Annotated in this window: 18 protein-coding genes; 8 read left to right on the forward strand and 10 right to left on the reverse strand. The window is 75.1% G+C overall.

Features of this window, described 5'->3' with window-relative positions; translation table 11 throughout:
- Positions 1-64 precede the first annotated feature (64 nt).
- From FHU37_RS24170 to FHU37_RS24185, 4 genes are all read right to left on the reverse strand, one after another.
- A complete protein-coding gene (locus FHU37_RS24170) occupies positions 65-538 on the reverse strand; it encodes a carboxymuconolactone decarboxylase family protein (RefSeq protein WP_179816785.1) in 474 nt (157 codons plus the stop codon).
- Between the two features lie 120 nt (positions 539-658).
- Complete coding sequence (locus FHU37_RS24175) at positions 659-1054, reverse strand: PPOX class F420-dependent oxidoreductase (protein ID WP_179816786.1); 396 nt, start codon at positions 1052-1054, stop codon at positions 659-661.
- A gap of 116 nt (positions 1055-1170) precedes the next feature.
- Positions 1171-1971, reverse strand: a complete 801-nt coding sequence (locus FHU37_RS24180) for an antibiotic biosynthesis monooxygenase (protein ID WP_179816787.1) — start codon at positions 1969-1971, stop codon at positions 1171-1173.
- A gap of 214 nt (positions 1972-2185) precedes the next feature.
- Positions 2186-2818, reverse strand: a complete 633-nt coding sequence (locus tag FHU37_RS24185) for an RBBP9/YdeN family alpha/beta hydrolase (protein WP_179817337.1) — start codon at positions 2816-2818, stop codon at positions 2186-2188.
- An 86-nt stretch (positions 2819-2904) separates the two neighbouring features.
- Between FHU37_RS24185 and FHU37_RS24190 the strand changes: the two genes are divergently transcribed.
- On the forward strand, positions 2905-3858 hold the full coding sequence (locus FHU37_RS24190) for a LysR family transcriptional regulator (RefSeq protein ID WP_179816788.1): 954 nt from the start codon (positions 2905-2907) through the stop codon (positions 3856-3858).
- Positions 3859-3934: 76 nt separating this feature from the next.
- On the opposite strand, the gene FHU37_RS24195 is transcribed toward FHU37_RS24190, so the two are convergent.
- Positions 3935-4513, reverse strand: a complete 579-nt coding sequence (locus tag FHU37_RS24195) for a nucleosidase (protein ID WP_312892831.1) — start codon at positions 4511-4513, stop codon at positions 3935-3937.
- 163 nt (positions 4514-4676) lie between these two features.
- On the opposite strand from FHU37_RS24195, the gene FHU37_RS24200 reads away from it, so the two are divergent.
- On the forward strand, positions 4677-4928 hold the full coding sequence (locus FHU37_RS24200) for a type II toxin-antitoxin system Phd/YefM family antitoxin (RefSeq protein ID WP_179816790.1): 252 nt from the start codon (positions 4677-4679) through the stop codon (positions 4926-4928).
- The gene (locus FHU37_RS24205) at positions 4925-5371 is read left to right on the forward strand and encodes a PIN domain-containing protein (protein ID WP_179816791.1); all 447 of its coding nucleotides are present in this window, start codon (positions 4925-4927) and stop codon (positions 5369-5371) included. Before FHU37_RS24200 ends, FHU37_RS24205 begins: the two co-directional genes overlap by 4 nt.
- Positions 5372-5385: 14 nt before the next feature.
- Here FHU37_RS24205 and FHU37_RS24210 read toward each other — a convergent pair whose 3' ends face one another.
- Positions 5386-5943, reverse strand: coding sequence for a GbsR/MarR family transcriptional regulator (locus tag FHU37_RS24210; protein ID WP_179816792.1), 558 nt, complete (start codon positions 5941-5943; stop codon positions 5386-5388).
- A gap of 180 nt (positions 5944-6123) precedes the next feature.
- Here FHU37_RS24210 and FHU37_RS24215 point away from each other — a divergent pair, with 180 nt between their 5' ends.
- From FHU37_RS24215 to FHU37_RS24225, 3 genes are all read left to right on the forward strand, one after another.
- A complete protein-coding gene (locus FHU37_RS24215) occupies positions 6124-7056 on the forward strand; it encodes an ABC transporter ATP-binding protein (RefSeq protein WP_179816793.1) in 933 nt (310 codons plus the stop codon).
- Complete coding sequence (locus FHU37_RS24220) at positions 7053-8738, forward strand: ABC transporter permease (RefSeq protein WP_246451269.1); 1686 nt, start codon at positions 7053-7055, stop codon at positions 8736-8738. The genes FHU37_RS24215 and FHU37_RS24220 overlap by 4 nt, the downstream gene beginning before the upstream one ends.
- 316 nt (positions 8739-9054) lie before the next feature.
- The gene (locus FHU37_RS24225) at positions 9055-10365 is read left to right on the forward strand and encodes a serine hydrolase domain-containing protein (protein WP_179816794.1); all 1311 of its coding nucleotides are present in this window, start codon (positions 9055-9057) and stop codon (positions 10363-10365) included.
- Positions 10366-10422: 57 nt separating this feature from the next.
- On the opposite strand, the gene FHU37_RS24230 is transcribed toward FHU37_RS24225, so the two are convergent.
- A complete protein-coding gene (locus FHU37_RS24230; RefSeq protein WP_179816795.1) occupies positions 10423-11013 on the reverse strand; it encodes a short chain dehydrogenase in 591 nt (196 codons plus the stop codon).
- A gap of 151 nt (positions 11014-11164) precedes the next feature.
- Here FHU37_RS24230 and FHU37_RS24235 point away from each other — a divergent pair, with 151 nt between their 5' ends.
- The gene (locus FHU37_RS24235) at positions 11165-12139 is read left to right on the forward strand and encodes a helix-turn-helix transcriptional regulator (protein ID WP_179816796.1); all 975 of its coding nucleotides are present in this window, start codon (positions 11165-11167) and stop codon (positions 12137-12139) included.
- Between the two features lie 169 nt (positions 12140-12308).
- A complete protein-coding gene (locus FHU37_RS24240; protein WP_179816797.1) occupies positions 12309-13319 on the forward strand; it encodes a hypothetical protein in 1011 nt (336 codons plus the stop codon).
- Here FHU37_RS24240 and FHU37_RS24245 read toward each other — a convergent pair.
- The 3 genes from FHU37_RS24245 to FHU37_RS24255 form a co-directional block, all read right to left on the reverse strand.
- A complete protein-coding gene (locus tag FHU37_RS24245; protein ID WP_179816798.1) occupies positions 13291-14202 on the reverse strand; it encodes an MBL fold metallo-hydrolase in 912 nt (303 codons plus the stop codon). The two genes, FHU37_RS24240 and FHU37_RS24245, sit on opposite strands and share 29 nt — an antisense overlap.
- Positions 14203-14276: 74 nt before the next feature.
- Positions 14277-15575 (reverse strand): glycerate kinase family protein, encoded by a 1299-nt coding sequence (locus FHU37_RS24250; RefSeq protein ID WP_179817339.1) that lies wholly within the window; start codon positions 15573-15575, stop codon positions 14277-14279.
- A 172-nt stretch (positions 15576-15747) separates the two neighbouring features.
- Complete coding sequence (locus FHU37_RS24255; protein WP_179816799.1) at positions 15748-17439, reverse strand: SLC13 family permease; 1692 nt, start codon at positions 17437-17439, stop codon at positions 15748-15750.
- Positions 17440-17481 lie beyond the last annotated feature (42 nt).

A 17481-nucleotide genomic window follows, 5' to 3' on the forward strand; every position in this document is an offset into this window, starting at 1 on the left:
CCCCCCGTGACGCGCCCCCACAGTCGCCGCCCGGCCGCTCCGTCCGTCCCGGCCGTTCCGCCCGTCAGGCGAACTGGCCGGGCTGGTAGTCGCCTGCGGGCAGCCGGACCATGACGTTCACCCGGTTGAAGGCGTTGATCACGGCGATGATGCTGACCAGGGCGGCCAGCTGGTCCTCGTCGTAGTACTTGGCGGCGTTGGCCCAGACCTCGTCCGAGACGCCACCGGCCGCGTCCGCGAGGCGGGTGCCCTCCTCCGCCAGCTCCAGGGCGGCGCGCTCGGCGTCGGTGAACACCGTGGCCTCCCGCCAGGCCGCGACCAGGTTGAGGCGCGTCCACGACTCGCCGGCGTGCACGGCGTCCTTGGAGTGCATGTCGACGCAGTAGCCGCAGCCGTTGATCTGGCTGGCGCGGAGCAGGACCAGCTCCCGGGTCGAGGCCGGCAGCGTCGACTGCGCGACCGCCTGGCCCGCCGCGATGAAGTTCTTCAGGACCTTGCCGGCGACCGGGTTGGTGAAGAGGTTCAGGCGAGCTTCCATCGTGGGCTCCCGTGGATCGTGTTGGTGAGTACACCTCCTTGACAGAATTCGGCCCCCGGATGTGACAGCCGCCGAAGTGACGTGCCTCACTCCGACTGCGAGCGCCGTGCCGGCGACGACTCAGACGGAGAAGCCGGAGATCCTCTGCGGAGTCACCCGGACGATCAGCCGGAGGACGTCGTCCGACTCGGCGGGCGGGTCCTCGCCGAGGTACTTGTGCGAGAGCTTCCGCGGCAGCGACTTCTCCCGGTCCTCGATCAGCTCGACGGTGCCGCGGATGTCCACGGAGTGGTAGGGGTTCTCGGTGTCGTAGACGGTGAGGCTGACCCGTGGGTCCCGGGCGAGGTTCCGGGCCTTCTGCCGCCCTGCCGTGGTGGAGAACAGCACCGTGTCACCGTCCCTCGCTATCCAGACCACCGAGGTCTGCGGCCCGCCGTCGCGGTTCAGCGTCGCGACGGTGGCGAAGTTCCTCCCGTCCAGAAGCTCGCGCGTCTCCTCGTTGAACGTCACTGACATGCCCTCACCCTTCCGTCCGGCAGCGCGTGTTCGCTGCTTGCGTGGAACGGGCGCGAGGGCCGAGTTCTTCCCGGTGCGGGATCAAACGGCCGGCGCCACGACCTCCGGCCGGACTGCTAGGCGAGCGGGCGGCCCAGGCCGCGGTGTGGGAGGAAGCGGCGGAAACCCAGGCCGCGGACCCCGGGCAGACGCTCGATGAGGTTCATCACCGCGCCGCCGGCCCGGAGATCACCCTCCACGACGCGCTGGTGGGAGGCCTCGTCGACCCACTCGGAGTAGTTGACGACGCGCGTGCCGTCGCGGCTGATGTGGAAGTTGGAGGAGATGGATCCCGGGTTCCGCTGGCTCCCGCCCACGAGTTCGAACAGCTCGTCGACGAACCGCCGCGCCGCCGCGAAGCCGTCCGTCGCGAAGCTCACGATGATGACGCAGCCGGGAGTCGGCCGGGCGGCGCCCACCGGGGGACGCATGCTGCGGTACAGCCGGAAGCGGGTGGGGAGCGGGTGTTCGACGCCGCGGAGCGCCTCGCCGAGCCGGCGCGCGACGGTGTCGCCGTGGGCGCGGGTGAACTCCTCCGCCGCCTCGTCGCCCTCCCACTGCTCGTAGTCGAGCACGGTGCGGCCGTCCGTGCCGAGCAGGAGGCTGCGGGAGCGGAAGCCCTCGGGGAGCGGCCCCGCCTCCCAGGCGTCGAGGAGTGCGTCGGCGACGGCCCGCTGCCGCTCCGGCCCGTCCGCCACCCACTCGCCGATCCGGATGCTGCCGACGTCGGGACGGGTGACATCGGGCAGCGGGGTGGGGCGGAGCTCGGGGACGGGGTGGGTTTCGGCCATGACGGACGCTGCGGGCGTGGAGGGTGCTGCGGGCGCGGTGGGTGCTGCGGGCGCGGTGGGTGCTCCGGACGGAGTGGGGGTGGACATGGGGTGGCCTCCTTCGGGCTCCCGGCGGGGCGTCCCCGGCGCGGGGACTGCCCGGCGCCGGCGTGGTGCCGGCGTCGGGCCCATGCTGCGACCTGAACATAAGTTGAGGTCAAGGCGGGCGCCGCCGAACCCCCGCGCTCCCTCCCCGCGCCCCGGCACCCCAGCGGAGCGACACCGTTTGACAGCCCGCCACAACCACCCCAGGCGCCCCGATCTATCGGGGACGCGGGGCGTCACGGTGGCGGATCGGAAGGTCGGCCGAGGGGGCGAGGCACCAGTCGAGGAGCGAGGGCCAGGAGCCGTAACCGGAGTCGGGGTTCAGGTGGGCGGCGCCGGTCAGGACGTCGCTCGGCAGGCCGAGCGGACCGCCGTACACCGCGACGGCGCCCTCCGGGCAGCAGGGGTCGTCGTCGCTTGCGACGAGCCGGGTGTGCGTCGCGGCGGCGGCCAGCCGCTCGGCCGTCAGGGGCGGCGGTGTGAACGCCGCGACCTCGGCGTGCCGCTCCAGGAAGCCCGGGGACGGCGGGGCGACGAGGAGGACCCGGTCGACCGGGACGGGCACGGCGCCGCGGGCCACCGCGTGCAGCCACAGCACGCAGGCCAGGCTGTGGCACACGACGGTGCGCCGGCCGCCTGCCGGCGTGCCGCCGCCCAGCGCGTCGAGCCGGGCGCGCAGCTCGGTGAGCCACTCCTCCAGCTCGGGGTGGTCCGGCTCCGGCAGGCCGGGATAGTCCACGTGGTGACCCAGAGCAGTGAGCCGGTCGGCCAGCCAGTGCTGCCAGTGGCCGGCGGGGCGGTGGTTCTGCCAGCCGTGCAGGATCAGGAAGCCGTGCGGGGTGTCGGTCATGCGCTCTCGCAGTTCGGGGAGGGTGGAGGGGGACTGCGAGCGATTCTGGGAGCGGGCGATCATTCAGGTCCAGTTAATCTCCGTGGATGGAACCCGTAAGCAAGGACTTCACGGTCGACCTGCGGCGGCTGGCCGTGCTGCGGGAGCTGCACCGGCGCGGCAGCCTGGCCCGTACCGCCCAGGCCCTGCACCTGACGCCGTCGGCCGTGTCGCAGCAGCTCGCGGCGCTGGCGCGGGAGGTGGGCGTCCCGCTGCTGGAGCGCCAGGGCCGGGGCGTCCGGCTGACCGGGCAGGCACGGGTGCTGCTGGAGCACGCCGACCTGATGGCCGCGCAGTGGGAACGCGCCCGCGCCGACCTGGCGGCCTGGGAGCAGGGGCGCCGCGGCGCGGTCACCATCGGCGCCTTCTCCAGCGCCATCACCGGCCTCCTGCCGCACGCCCTGCGCCGACTGACCCGGCACCACCCGGGGGTGCGGGTCGCCGTCGTGGAGGCCGAGCCGCCGGACGTGTTCACCGGGCTCGACGGCGGGACGGTGGACGTCGTCGTGGCCGTGGACTTCGCGGCCGCCCCGCCGCACACCGACCGCCGCTACACCCGCGTGGAGCTGCTGGTGGACACCCTTGACCTCGCCCTCCCGGCGGAGCACCCGGCCGCCGGGAGGGAGCGCGTACCGCTGCGGGACCTCGCGGCCGAGACCTGGATCGTCGGAGATCCCCGCAGCTGCTGCGGGGCGATCACCCGGTCGGTGTGCGCCGCGAACGGTTTCACCCCGGAGATCCGGCACGCCGTCAACGACTGGCAGTCGCTCGCCGCCCTGGTGGAGGCCGGCATGGGCGTGGCGCTGGTCCCGCGCCTGGTCCAGCCGCTGCACCGCCCCGGACTCGTGCTGCGCCCCCCGGCCGGTCCGCCGCCCACCCGCCACGTCTTCGCCGCCGTACGCGCCGGCTCCGACCGGGACCCCGTCCTCACCGCCGTCCTGCGACACCTCCGGGCGGCGGCCGTCGAGGTGGGCGGGCCGGTGGTGGCCCGTCCCCAGTGAGCCGGCTGCCGGGAGGGGAGGGAGCGAGGTCGCTTGCCGGCGGGGCGGTGGCCCGGCGCGTCGGGGGTTCAGGGGGTCAGCGCGGGAGGTGGGTGGCGACCCAGGCGGCCAGGTCGCGGGCGCAGGCGTCCACGTGCTCCTTCCAGCTCCGGGTGGCGGAGGAGTCGGCCCGGTCGCTGACCTGCTTGACCAGCCGGACCGGCACGCCGGCGCGGGTGGCGGCGGAGGCGACGGCGTAGCCCTCCATGTCCACCAGGTCGGCGGTGCGGGCGAGTTCGGCGCGCACCGCCTCGTCGGTGACGAAGGTGTCGCCGGTGGCGAGGACGGGGCCGCCGGCCGTGCCGAGCTCGATCGGCAGGCCGTAGTCGCGGCCGGTCAGTTCGCGCAGCACGGCGGTGTCCAGATCGTGCTGCACGACGGTGGACACCTCGTGGATGCCGCTCCAGCCGTTCCGCAGGCCGCCGGCCGTGCCCAGGTTGACCACGACGGCCGGACGCGGCCCGCGGGCCAGCACCTCGGCCGTCGTCATGGCGGCGTTGACCTTGCCGATGCCGGTGATCAGCACCGGCAGGCCGTCGTCGAGGTGGGCGGCCTCCTCCTCCGCGGCGACCACGAGCAGGGGGAGGTCCGTGGAGATCCGTCCGCGCAGGGGCACGTGCTCGCCTTTCGGTGGAGGGGGATGGCAGGGGCTGGCAAGGGGGCCTGGCCGGCGACCAGGCAGCCTACCGGCCGCGGCGCCCAGCCCTGTCCCGCCGCGTCGCCCCGAACGGACGGGGTTGGGAGGCGGGCGTGTAGTACATATGTAGTACGCTCTTCCCATGGAGGCTACAGCGCGCGAGTTCAATCAGCAGGCCGCCCGCATGCTCTCCGCCGCGGAGCGTGGTGAGACCGTCGCCGTCACCAAGAACGGCCGGCACATCGCCACACTCGTGCCGGCCGACCAGGCGGCTCCGGTTCCTCCCTTCCCCACCGACGCGATGGGCGAGGCGGACGATCTCCCGCTGTTCGACGGACCCCCTGATCTCGCCGAACGGGCGGACGAGTACCTGGCGGAGGGCTTCGGGCAGTGAGCGGGATCGTCGCGATCGCCGACACGTCGGGACTGCTGGGGCTGTTCAACCGCCAGGACAAGAGCCATGCCGACTGCCTGAGGGTTCGGGCGGCGGCGGCGCACCTGGTGATCTCCCCGCTCGTGCTGGCCGAGTTGGACTACCTGATCACCAGCAGGTCCGGGCCGGACGTTGCCCTGGCCGTGCTCGATCACATCATGGACGCGATCGACCTGCGGCGCTACGAGGTCCCGGAGGTGTCGGCGCACCTGCGCAGCGCTCGCGCCGTGATGAGCAGGTACAAGAGCATGAACATCGGCCTGGCGGACGCGATGAACGTGGCGCTCGCGGCGGAGTTCCGCACCGATGCGGTGTTCACCCTCGATCGCGAGCACTTCCGCGCCGTGCGTCCGCTGACGGCCCACCCCTGCTTCCGGTTGCTGCCCGACGACCTCGACCGTTGAACCCGGGAGGGGCGTCAGCCTGCCTTGGCGGGAGGGGTGGGGGTGGTGTGCGGTGGGGGTGTGGGGTCCGGGTGGGGGGCGTTGCGCGTGCGGGCGGCTCGGCGCTCCTGCCAGCGTTTGACGATGTTCGGGACCTCCTCGCCCATGAAGACGTAGAAGTCCAGCGTGTCCGCTATCCGCCGGCCGGCGGGGGTGTCGGGGCCGACCGCCCGCATGCCCTCGCGGAGGTCCTCCTGCCACCGCGCCAGCAGCTGGTCGCGGCGGGTGATCACCTCCTGCCAGACGTTGTCCGGCAGGTAGTAGTAGTCGCGGCGGCTGCCCGGCTCGCGCTCCCGCCGGATCATGTTGATGCCGGCCAGGTAGCGCACCGCGCCGGAGACGGCGGCGGGGCTGATCTGGAGGCGCTCGGCGAGTTCGGCGGCGGTCATCCGGCCGGAGTCGCTGCTCTCCAGGGCCACGAAGACGCGGGCCGGCATCCGGGGGAAGCCGCTGGCCATCAGGGTTGAGGCGAAGCGCTCGATCCAGGCGGACACCTGCTGCTCGTCCCGCTGGGGGGCGGGTCCCTGCGTCATGCGCGTCACCTTCTCTCGTCCCACTGCCAGCGAACCTGGACTGCCAGCGAACCTCGGCTGCCAGCGAACCTCGCGGCGTCGTGCGGGCGGCCGGGCGCCGGCCCGCGCCGCCCAGATTTTAACGAACTCTATACGTTCCCAAGTTTCACGTTATTGTGAATCAAGCGTATCTTCTGAAGCATGACAACGGCGATCTCCGTGGCCGGCCTGCACAAGTCCTTCGGCCGGGCGCGCGCACTCAACGGTCTTGACCTCGACGTCCGCGAGGGCGAGGTCCACGGCTTCCTGGGCCCCAACGGCGCCGGCAAGTCCACGACCATCCGCGTCCTGCTCGGGCTGCTGCGCGCCGACTCCGGCACCGCGCGGCTCCTCGGCCAGGACCCCTGGCGGGACGCCGCCGCGCTCCACCGCCGCCTCGCCTACGTCCCCGGCGACGTCGTCCTGTGGCCCACCCTCTCCGGCGGGGAGGCCATCGACCTGCTGGGCCGCCTGCGCGGCGGTCTGGACCCGCGACGCCGCGCCGACCTGCTGGAGCGCTTCGACCTCGACCCCACCAAGAAGGGGCGCACCTACTCCAAGGGCAACCGGCAGAAGGTCGCCCTGGTGGCCGCCCTCTCCTCCGACGTCGAGCTGCTGATCCTGGACGAGCCCACCTCGGGCCTCGACCCGCTCATGGAGGCGGTCTTCCGCGAGTGCATCGCCGAGGAGAAGGCCGACGGACGCACCGTGCTGCTCTCCAGCCACATCCTCACCGAGGTCGAACAGCTCTGCGACCGGGTGAGCATTATCCGCGACGGGCGCACCGTGCAGAGCGGCACGCTCGACGAGCTCCGCCACCTCACCCGCACCGCCATCACCGCCGACCTGGCAGGCGAGCCGCCCGCCGACCTCGCCACCCTGCCCGGGGTGCACAACCTCCAGGTGCACGGCCACCGGATCCAGTGCGAGGTGGACGACGACCGGCTCGACCCGGTGCTGCGCGCCCTCACCGGCAGCGGCGTCCGGAGCCTGGTCAGCCGCCCGCCCACGCTGGAAGAGCTCTTCCTGCGGCACTACGAGGACGAGCTGCCGGCCGGCAACGGCGGCGGCAGGACCGTGGGGGCCGGGCGATGACCACCGACGTCCACCCGGGACGCGACCGCCGCGCCGACCGGGCCGGCTCCCACCCCGCCCGACGGCCCGCACCCGGCCACGTCGGCCCCCTGACCGGCACCGGCACCCTCACCCGGCTCGCGCTCCGCCGCGACCGGCTCCGGCTCACCCTGTGGATCGTGCTGCTCGCCGGCACCGTGCTCTCCAGCGCCTCCACCTTCAACGACCTCTACCCCACCGTTGAGTCCCGGCTCCGGCTCGCCGAGGGCATCGGCGCCAACCCCGCGCTGCTCGCCCTCTACGGCCCCGCCTTCGACCTGTCCACCATCGGCGGACTGATCGCCTGGCGGTTCGGCATCATCGGCACGGTGCTGGTGCCGCTGCTCGGTGTGCTCACCGTCGTCCGGCACACCCGCGCCGAGGAGGAGATCGGCCGCTCCGAACTGGTCGGCTCCGGGGTCGTCGGCCGGTTCGCGCCGCTCACCGCGGCCCTGCTGACCGCCGGCCTCGCCGTCGCCGGATTCGCGCTGCTGACCTTCCTGGGCATCGTCGGGCTCGGCGAGCCGGCCACCGGCTCCCTCGCCCTCGTGCTGGCCTGGGCCGGCGCCGGCTGGATGTTCGCCGCCGTCGCCGCCGTCACCGCCCAGCTCACCGAGAGCGCCCGGTCCGCCACCGGCCTGGCCGGCGGCGTCCTCGGCGGCTCCTTCCTGCTGCGCGCCATCGGCGACACCGCCGAGGCCGACGGGATGGGCTGGCTCTCCTGGCTCTCCCCGCTCGGCTGGGTGCAGCAGGCGCGGCCCTTCGCCGACGAGCGCTGGTGGGTGTACGGGCTGATGGCGGCGGCCGTCGCGGTGCTCTGCGCGGCGGGCTACCGGCTGGCCGCCCGCCGCGACTTCGGCGCCGGACTCATCCCGCCGCGCCCCGGGCCCGCCGAGGCCGCGCCCGACCTGCGCACGCCGCTCGCCCTGGCCTGGCGGTTGCACCGCGGCCCGCTGATCGGCTGGGCCGCTGGAATGCTGCTGTTCGGCGCCGTGCTCGGCAGCGTCGCCGCCGGGGTCGGCGACCTGGTCGCGGACAACCCGGACCTGGCCGACATCCTCGCCCAGCTCGGCGGGGCGCAGGGGCTGGTGGACGCCTACCTGGCCGCCGTCATCGGCATCATCGCCCTGATCGTCGCCGTCTACGCCGTGCAGGCCGTGCTCCGGCTGCGCGCGGAGGAGACCGCGACGCGCGCCGAGCCGCTGCTCGCCACCACCGTGCGGCGGGTGCCCTGGGCCGTCAGCCACCTGGTGTTCGCGGTGGCCGGATCGGCGGTGCTGATGCTGGCGGCCGGCCTGGGCGCCGGGCTGGCCCACGGAGTGCGGACGGACGACGTGCCCGGGCAACTGGGCTCCCTGCTGGTGGCCACGCTGGTGCAGCTGCCGGCCGTGTGGGTGGTGGCGGGGGTCGCCGTGGCGCTCTTCGGCCTGCTGCCGCGACTGGTCGTGGCGAGCTGGGGCGCGCTGGTGCTGTTCCTGCTGCTGGGGCAGCTGGGGCCGACGCTCCAGCTCGACCAGGCGGTCATTAACGCCTCGCCGTTCACCCACGTGCCGGGGCTGCCCGGCGGTGACCTCACCGCGCCGCCGCTGCTGTGGCTGCTGCTCGTGGCGTCGCTGCTGGTGATGGGCGGGCTGGCCGGGTTCCGCCGGCGCGACGTCGGCTGAGTCGGGCGGCGGGAGTTGGGTGGCTGAGTCGGGCGGCCGGGTCGGGCGGCGGCGACCGGGCTCGGATGCGGCGTCGGGAGGCGCGGTCCGCAGGCGCGGTCACCGGCGACGTTAGGCGCGTCACAGCCCTTCGAACGCGGGTATGGCACCGTCTCCCGCGGGTGTTCGACGTGGCGGTGGAGTTCGGAGAACCCCGGACCCCACCGCCACGCGCGCTCCCGGCGCGCGGGCGCTCGGACCCGGCGACCCCGGCACCCGGCGACCCCGGCACTCGGCGACCCCGGCACTCGGCACGCGCGGAAGGGCGGAACCACAGATGACCACGGCGGCCCTGGACGACGGCGAGCACACCGCGACCGACATCGCGATCGACGGCGAGACCGCGCCCGGCTTCGAGCCGGTGCGCCGCGCCTTCGCCGTCACGCTCGCCCGCTCCGGCGGGGCCGGGGCGGCCCTCGCGCTCTACCACCACGGCCGCAAGGTCGTCGACCTGTGGGGCGGGGCCGCCGACCCCGGCGAGACGGGCGCCGAGCCGGGGCAGGCGGGCGCCCATCCCGGCCGGACGGGCGCCGACCGGGCCGCGCGTCCCTGGGAGATCGACACCCTCCAGCTCGTCCGCTCCGCCACCAAGGGCGTGCTCGCCGCCTCCGCCGCCCTGCTCGTCCAGCGCCGCCGGATCGCCCTGGACGAACCCGTGGCCACCTACTGGCCGGAGTTCGCCGCGGCCGGGAAGGCCGCGCTGACCGTCCGCCAGGCGCTCGCGCACCAGGGCGGACTCCCGGCCCTGGACCACCCGCTCACCCCCGAGCAGGTCTACGCCTGGCACCCGGCCGCCGAGGCCGTCGCCCGCCAGGCCCCCGCCTGGGAGCCGGGCACCGCCCACGGCTACCACCCGCAGACCTACGGGTGGCTGATCGGCGAACTGATCCGCCGGGTCGACGGCCGCACGCCCGGCGCGTTCCTCGCCGAGGAGATCGCCGGGCCGCTGGACCTCGACTTCTGGATCGGCCTGCCCGAGGAGCACGAGGACCGCGTCGGCCGGCTCACCGAGATCGCCCTCGCCGAGGCCGGCGCCGGAGCCGGATCGACCGCGCCCGCGGCAGCGGCGGCCGGCCCGCGGCTGCGGCCCAAGCGGGCCATCGCGGACGCCTACGCCGACCCGGACTCGCTCACCCGCCGCTCCTTCGCCGTCGTCACCCCGGGCTACGACGAGAACAGCCGGGCGCACCGGGCCGCCGAACAGCCCGCCGCCAACGGGGTGACCGACGCCCGCTCGCTCGCCCGCTTCTACGCGGCGGTTTCCGGACAACTGGACGGCGCGGGCGGCGCCGCGCTGCTCGATCCGTCGGTGCTGGCAGAGTTCACCACCGAGCACGCGGCGGGCCCGGACCGGGTGCTCATCGCCCCGACCCGCTTCGGCCTCGGCTGGATGCTCGGCGGTCCGGCCGAACCGATGACCGGCCCGGCCGCCTTCGGCCACCCCGGCCGGGGCGGCTCCCTCGGCTTCGCCGACCCCGAACGCGGCATCGCCTTCGGCTACGTGACCGGCGGCCTGCTGCGCTCGACCACCGGGGACCCGCGCGCCCGCGCCCTGGCCCGCGCCGTGCGGGAGAGCCTCCAGGGGTAGCGGGGTGTCGGTGTCCGGCGGGCACTGGTCACCGCCCGGCGCCGCCGGGTGCGCCGGTCAGCCGGTGGTGAGGGTGCGTCCGTTGGCGGTGCCCTCGACCGCCTCCAGGTAGACGCGCGCGACGGCCGCCGCCGGAGTGCCGGCGTCCGGATCCATGCCGAGTGCGAGCAGGGTCTCCCGCACCCAGCTCGGGCTGACCACGTTCAGGCGCAGCCCTCGCGGCAACTCGGTCGCCGCCGCGTACACGAACGCCTCCAGGCCCGCGTTCACCAGGTGGCCCAGCGAACTCCCCGGGACGGGGCGCGGGAAACGCCCGCTGGTCAGCGTGACGGAACCGCCGTCCCGCAGGTGGGGCAAGGCCCGCCGAACCAGGTTGACCTGCCCGATCAGCTTGCCGTCCAGCCCCCTCCAGTACTCCGCGTCCGACGGGGCCTCCAGCGGCGCCAGGGCGCCGTGCGCCGCACAGCACACCACCGCGTCCACCGGGCCGACCTCGGCGAACAGCGCCTCCACCGACGACGCGTCCGCCACGTCCACCCGTACCGGCCCGCGACGGGAGGCCCGCACCACCTCGTGGCCACCCGCCGTCAGCGCCCCGGCGACCGCACCACCGATGACTCCCGTCGCACCGATCACAACGACCCGCACCGCCCGCTCCGTTCTCCTGACGTCTCCGCCGTCGCGGACCAGGCTGCGACCGCCGCCGGGACCCACCCAGCCCACCACGGGGGGTACTCCCGTGGTGACTACACCTGATAGGGACAGGCTCGGCGGCGGCCGATCGGCGACACTGCCAGGCATGGACAGACACGCGGAACTGGGCGAGTTCCTGCGGTCCCGGCGGGCACGGCTGCGCCCCGAGGAGCTCGGGCTGCCCGACTACGGGAGCCGGCGTCGGGTGCCCGGCCTGCGCCGGGAGGAACTGGCCCAGCTCGCCGGAGTGAGCGCCGGCTACTACACGCGGCTGGAGCAGGGGCAGTGCCGCGGCGCGTCGGACGCCGTGCTCGACGCCATCGCCCGCGTCCTGCGCCTGGACGACGCCGAGCGCGCGCACCTGTACTCGCTGGCCCGGCCGAGGCCCGCGACCCGCCGCCGCTCCCCGAGGCCCGAGCAGCTGCGGCCGGCCGTGCGCACCATGATCGAGTCGTTCGGGGAGGTGCCCGCGCTGGTGCTGGGGCGGGTGGTGGACATCCTGGCCTGGAACCCGATGGCGCACGCGCTGCTGGCCGGGCACCTGGACCGGGACGCGCCGCACCGGCCCGCCGACCGCCCCAACTTCGCCCGGATGCTGTTCCTCGATCCGCACACCCGCGAGCTGTACGGCGACGACTGGACGCGCAAGGCCAGATCGACCGTCGCGGACCTGCGGATGATCGCCGGCCGCCACCCCGATGTACCGGGGCTCGCCGCACTCGTCGGTGAACTCACCGTGGCCAGCCCGGAGTTCGCGCGGCTGTGGGCCGCGCACACCGTCGGTGACTGCCGCACGGACTCCTGCGTCTACCACCATCCGGTGGTGGGAGCCATGGAGCTGACGGTGGAGCTGATGGCGCTGCCGAACGACGAGGGGCAGCGGGTGGCGGTCTTCAACGCCGAACCGGGCTCGCCCTCGGAAGCCGCCCTGCGCCTGCTGGCCCGGCTGGCCGGGCCCCGGGTGGAGGATCCCCCGCCGCCGGGCCACCCGAACCGCTCGGATCACTCGAAGCACTCGGATCCCTCGAACCGCTCGGATCCCTCGAAGCACCGGGATCACTCGGATCACGCGGACCACTAGTTATCCACAGGCGGCGAAAGGGGGGCTGCGCTGGGTGATCTCGCCATGGGATCCTGAAACCGGGGGTCCCCCCGAGCGAGGGGTGTGTTTGCGGGGCGATTGGTGGCATGTTCCTGGCGGGGAATTGTGCGCGTGCAGTGTGCGGCAGCCGACACTCGGGAGACGTCAGATGCGCCAGCGAGCGCCGCAGGAGGGGCCCGAAGCGGTCGCGGACAGGGGAGTGGGCACGGGCGTCGCGGCGGGCGCGGGCAGGTGGCAGCCGGCGGTGGTGTCCGCGCTCCTGGCCGCGGACGGCCCCGGGCCCGTGCCGTCCGGCGGGCCGGCCGGTCACGCCGGTCTGCTGGCCCTCCAGCGCGCGGCCGGCAACGCGGCGGTGGCCGGCCGGATGCCGGCGGGTCAGCTGACGGTCCAACGGGCGCGGCTGAACGTCCGCAGCGGCGGAGCCAGGGCGGGCACGATCAGCGGGGTCTCCGCGCTGCCGGGCCGCCCGACCTCGAACCTCTCCGGCACCCAGGGGCAGCACCTGACTGCCTACGTGGTCTTCGAGGACAGCATCAGCAACCGCGTCGCCGACCGCACCCCGGCCGAGGCGGCCCGCGCCCTGATCACCCTGCTCGACGAGATCAGCGAACTCCCGGGCATGGCACAGGCGAACGCCGCCTACCTCCGCGACGCCGTCACCGCCAGCCGCGGCCGGCTGACCGCCGCAGCCACCGCCGGAGACACCGCGGCGATCGGAAAGGAGATCGACACCATCCTGTCCATCCGCAACAAGGTGCCCGGCACCGCGCAGCGCGGCACCGGCGGCGGCCACGGGGAAGCCGGTACCTCCGGCGTCCTCCAGGAGCTGGAGAAGCAGCTCCGTCAGGGCGCCTGGCCGGCCGAGTGGAACGAGACCGTGGTACGGGACCAGGCCCGCGAGTCCATGTGGCGGCTGCTGGACTACGACCCCGCCCAGCCCGCCGACGGCGTCCCCACCGAGGAGATGCGCAGGCGGGTGCTAGCCCACTACCTGTCCCTCCGATCGGCCTACCCCATGACCTGGGAGTGGCTCACCACCAAGGGCTACTACCTGGTGGACTACCTGCGGGCCAACCGCAACGGGCCGGGCATGCCCCTCCAGCGCCTCTCCGCCGCCACGCTGCAGCAGCTCATCGACGACGTGCACGCCAACCTGTAGGGCGTTCCCTCCGCCGGGGTGGCGGGGCGGGCGCGACCTCGACGTCCCCGGAGGCGTCCAGGCGCAGGCGCTGCCCGCGACCGCAACGGATCAGGCGGTCGCCGAGCCCGCGTCGCCGCATCTCCGCCTCGAAGTCGGCCAGCGGGGAGCGCATCACCGTGTAGTCCTCGTAGTGCACCGGCAGCACCCGGCGGGGATGCAGCGCCTCCACCAGATCCGCGCCCTGCGCGGCGTCCATGCTCGCCAGGAACCCGCCGGGGAGCGTCGTGCCGCCCAGGTGGACGGCGGCCAGGTCGAACTCCGGCTCGTGGCGGGCGATGGCCCGGATGCCGTCGAACATCAGGGTGTCGCCGGAGACGTACATCCGCAGCTCCGGCTCGTGCCCGGTGGGGCCGAACTCCAGGAGGCTGCCCATCACCGGCGGCAGCAGCCCGCGCAGCAGCCGGTTGCCGGCGTGCCGGGCCGGGAGTGCGGTCACCCGCACCGAACTGCCGCCCCGCACCAGGACGTCGGACTGCCAGGTGCGCAGGCCGACGGCGCGGTGGAAGCCGTGCAGCCCCTGCAGACGCCGGGAGGCGTGGGGGGTGGTGAGGATCGGCAGGCCGCGGTCGAGGTGGTGGCGCGCGATGCGGTCCCAGTGGTCGCCGTGCAGATGGGACAGGACCACGGCGTTCGGGTGGGCGGGGAGGTCGCGTGGGTCCAGGGCCGGCTCGGTCAGCCGCCGGGAGACCAGGCCGTAGCCGAGGTGGGCGTGCTGGCCGCGGTGCAGGAAGTTGGGGTCGGTGAGCAGCGTCAGATCGCCGTATCTGATCAGCAGGGTGGCGTTGCCGACGAACAGGACCTCCAGGGTCCCCTTCGGCGGCGGGGCGGTGAGGGACGCCATGCGAGCCTCCGTGACCTCCAGGGGAGCGGGCGGGGCGGGGTGGCCCTGGGCTGGTTCGCCGTCGGTACGTGCGGCTACCCCGCTTCGGTGTGGGCATGTCCGCCGGGACGGTCGGCCATGGCGACCCGGGGGACGAGGGCCGCGCCGACCAGCAGCAGCCGCAGGGTGCGCTCCGTGGCGTCGGTGAGGAACTCCGCCCCGCGGTGCAGGGCCTCCGGCAGGGCCACCGGTACGGGGAGGATGCCCGCGATGGCGTCGATCCCCGCGCCGTGCGCCTGCCCGGCGCCCGGGCCGATGGTGCCGGCCAGGGCGATCACCGGCTTGCCGTGCGACTTGGCGCGCCGGGCCACCTCCGCCGGGATCTTGCCGTGCGGTGTCTGCGCGTCGATCGCGCCCTCGGCGGTGATCACCAGGTCGGCGTGGGCGAGGGCGTCGTCCAGGTCCACGTGGTCGAACATCACCTCGAAGCGTGGGAGCAGCCGGCCGCCGATGGCCGCCAGGCCCGCGCCCAGGCCACCGGAGGCGCCCCCGCCCGGCGTGGTCTCCAGGAGCCCGGGGGTGGCGAGGACGGATGGGGCGTGCTCGCCGAAGGCAGCGCGCAGATCGCGGCGGAGCACGTGCGCCCAGTGGGCCAGGGCCGCGGAGAGCTCCTCCACCCGCTTCGGCGTCGCGCCCTTCTGCGGCCCGAAGACCCGGGCCACGCCACGTTCGCCGCACAGCACGTTGTGCGGGTTGCAGGCGACGAGCAGTTCGACGGGGCGGTCGGCGGCCGGGTGCAGGCGCGGGTCGAGCCCGGAGGCGTCGACGCGGTCCAGGCGGGCCAGCGCGGCGCCGCCGTCGGGCAGTTCGTGGCCGTCGGCGTCCAGCAGCCGCAGGCCGAGCGCGCGCAGGGCCCCGGCCCCGCCGTCGGAGGTGCCGGAGTCACCACAGCCCACCAGAATCCGGCGCGCGCCGGAGTCCAGCGCGGCCCGCACCAGCTCGCCGACACCCCGGGTGGTGGTGCCGCCCGGGTCGCGGTGGCCCGGCGGGACGAGACGGAGGCCGGCGACGGCCGCCATCTCCACGACGGCCGTGCGGACGGGGGCACCGGACGGCCCCAGCAGCGCGAAGTGCGAGCTCACCGGGGTGCCGAGCGGGCCGGTGGCCACCACGGGGACCAGGCTGCCGCCGGTGGCCCGGGCGAGCGCGCTGGCGGAGCCCTCGCCGCCGTCCACCAGCGGGACGGTGCGCAGCTGGGCGTCCGGGAGCACGCGCAGCACGCCCTCGGCGATCGCGCGGGCGGTGGCGTCGGCGTCCATGGACTCCTTGAACCCGCTCGGCGCGACGGTGATCCGTGGTGGGCGGGAGGAGAAGGCCGGGCGGGGTGCGGCCATCGCGGGGGCGCCGGAGAGGGCGGGCGGGGCGGGCGGGATGGGCCGGACGGGGAGGATGCGGGGGGCGTTCATGAGGGCTCCTGGTGAACGGGGTGGGGTGGAGGGCTGGGGGGCCGGTGGCGCGGTGCGGGCCGGTGGCGCGGTGCGGGGCGGTCAGCGGGGCTGGGGGCGGTCAGCGGGGTGGTACGCCGAGCAGCGGCCAGACGCCCACGGCGAAGGCCAGCACGATGCCGGCGGTGACCGGCGCGAGCACCGCGGAGAGGCGGAGGAGGTCGCCCCGGGTGTAGGTGGGGGCGCCGTCCACGTCGGAGAAGAGCGCGACGGCCTTGGCGGAGGAGGGCAGGGTGTGGCAGAAGCCGGCCGCGGCGGTGGAGGCCAGCGCGGCGGCCACCGGGTTCACCCCCGCCGTCGCGGCGGCGGCCACGACCAGCGGCACCAGCACCGACGACCGGGCCGAGCGGGACTGGACGAGCAGGTGGGCGAGGGTGGAGACGGCCACCACTCCGGCCAGGAAGACCACGGGCGGGGCGTCCGCCGCGGGCCGGGGGAGCTGGGAGGTCAGCCACTCGGCCGCGCCGGAGGCGGTGAGGGCCGTGCCCATCGCCATGGTGACCGCCATGAACAGCAGCAGCGACCAGGGCACGCCGCGCAGGGCGTCCTTCAGCCGGACCGTGCCGACCCGGGGAGCGGTGATCACCACCGCGCCAACCAGGGCGACGAGCGCCGGGGAGAGGCCGTGCAGCGGTTCGCTGCACCACAGCAGCACCACGGTGGCCAGCAGCGCGGCGGTCCGGGCCTGGGCGGGGGAGAGCGGGCCGGTGAGCGGGGAGCCGGGATCCGACCCGCTGCCCTTGCCGGTCCCCTCGGCGCCGGTGGCCGCCCCCTGCCGGGCGGCGGTGAAGGCCTGGGCGGACAGGGCGACCGGGGCTCGGCGGTCCGCGCGCCGGGTGGTCAGCAGCAGCACCAGCTCGGCCGCCACGTGCGAGCTGACCAGTGCCAGCGGCAGGCCGAGCAGCAGCCACCGCACGAAGCCGATGCCCGCGCCGGTCGCCTCCTCCAGCACCCGCGCGGTGATCAGATGGGCGCCCGCACCGATCAGGGTGGCGACCGCGGACAGCAGGATCACCGTCGGGAAGAGCAGGGCGAGGGCGCGCACCAGCCGGGGGCGGTCGCGCAGGGCGGTGGCCATCGCGGCGAAGACCGGCAGCGCCATGGCGGCGCGCCCGGAAGTGGAGGGTATCGCCAGGGCGCTGACCACCAGCGCCGCCGTGGTCAGGTGCACCAGGCGGCGGGGCGTTCCGGCGTCGGAGACCAGGAACACGGTGGCCCGGAGCGCCAGCCCGGAGCGGGTGACCCCGGCCGCCAGCACGAAGGCGCAGATCAACAGCCAGATCGTCTCACCGCCCAGCCCGGCGAAGAGCTGGTCGCCGCTCAGCACGCCGGTGGTGGCGAGCGCCAGGCCGGCGCCGAGGGCGATGTAGGTGTCGTCGACCCGGGTGAGCGTCCAGGCGGCGGTTGCGGCGGCGAAGACCAGCAGGGTCGTCCGCCCCTCCGGGGAGAGCGCGCCGCCGGCGGTGGCCCGCCACAGCCACAGCAGCAGCGCCCCGACGGCGAGGACGCCGACGACGGTGGCCAGCCGGCGGAGACCGGGGCGGGGGCCCCGGCCCCGCCGCGGGGGCTTGGTCTCGGGCTCGGTGCCGGTGGGGGCGGCGGTGGCGGGGCCGGTCGCCGCCTCGGCGGCGTGGGGCGTGTGCCCGAGATTCGGCCGAGGGGCCGGCCGCGGGGCCGGCTGAGGGGTGGGCTGGGGGGCCGACTGGGGGGTGGGCGAGGGGCGAGAGGCCGGGCGGGTGGCGGTGGTGTTCATGGTGAACAGCCTCGCCACGGGGGTTGAGGTGGCGGTGAACGC

It is taken from the genome of Allostreptomyces psammosilenae (assembly GCF_013407765.1).
Taxonomy (GTDB): domain Bacteria; phylum Actinomycetota; class Actinomycetes; order Streptomycetales; family Streptomycetaceae; genus Allostreptomyces; species Allostreptomyces psammosilenae.

What these genes read in the sequence shown, in the direction of transcription:
- FHU37_RS24220 (WP_246451269.1), top strand. Translation starts at nt 7,053, where the DNA reads ATGACCACCGACGTCCACCCGGGACGCGACCGCCGCGCCGACCGGGCC.
- FHU37_RS24250 (WP_179817339.1), bottom strand. Translation starts at nt 15,575, where the DNA reads ATGGCCGCACCCCGCCCGGCCTTCTCCTCCCGCCCACCACGGATCACC.
- FHU37_RS24175 (WP_179816786.1), bottom strand. Translation starts at nt 1,054, where the DNA reads ATGTCAGTGACGTTCAACGAGGAGACGCGCGAGCTTCTGGACGGGAGG.
- FHU37_RS24210 (WP_179816792.1), bottom strand. Translation starts at nt 5,943, where the DNA reads ATGACGCAGGGACCCGCCCCCCAGCGGGACGAGCAGCAGGTGTCCGCC.
- FHU37_RS24225 (WP_179816794.1), top strand. Translation starts at nt 9,055, where the DNA reads ATGACCACGGCGGCCCTGGACGACGGCGAGCACACCGCGACCGACATC.
- FHU37_RS24180 (WP_179816787.1), bottom strand. Translation starts at nt 1,971, where the DNA reads ATGTCCACCCCCACTCCGTCCGGAGCACCCACCGCGCCCGCAGCACCC.
- FHU37_RS24190 (WP_179816788.1), top strand. Translation starts at nt 2,905, where the DNA reads ATGGAACCCGTAAGCAAGGACTTCACGGTCGACCTGCGGCGGCTGGCC.
- FHU37_RS24245 (WP_179816798.1), bottom strand. Translation starts at nt 14,202, where the DNA reads ATGGCGTCCCTCACCGCCCCGCCGCCGAAGGGGACCCTGGAGGTCCTG.
- FHU37_RS24200 (WP_179816790.1), top strand. Translation starts at nt 4,677, where the DNA reads ATGGAGGCTACAGCGCGCGAGTTCAATCAGCAGGCCGCCCGCATGCTC.
- FHU37_RS24235 (WP_179816796.1), top strand. Translation starts at nt 11,165, where the DNA reads ATGGACAGACACGCGGAACTGGGCGAGTTCCTGCGGTCCCGGCGGGCA.
- FHU37_RS24240 (WP_179816797.1), top strand. Translation starts at nt 12,309, where the DNA reads ATGCGCCAGCGAGCGCCGCAGGAGGGGCCCGAAGCGGTCGCGGACAGG.
- FHU37_RS24170 (WP_179816785.1), bottom strand. Translation starts at nt 538, where the DNA reads ATGGAAGCTCGCCTGAACCTCTTCACCAACCCGGTCGCCGGCAAGGTC.
- FHU37_RS24255 (WP_179816799.1), bottom strand. Translation starts at nt 17,439, where the DNA reads ATGAACACCACCGCCACCCGCCCGGCCTCTCGCCCCTCGCCCACCCCC.
- FHU37_RS24185 (WP_179817337.1), bottom strand. Translation starts at nt 2,818, where the DNA reads ATGACCGACACCCCGCACGGCTTCCTGATCCTGCACGGCTGGCAGAAC.
- FHU37_RS24215 (WP_179816793.1), top strand. Translation starts at nt 6,124, where the DNA reads ATGACAACGGCGATCTCCGTGGCCGGCCTGCACAAGTCCTTCGGCCGG.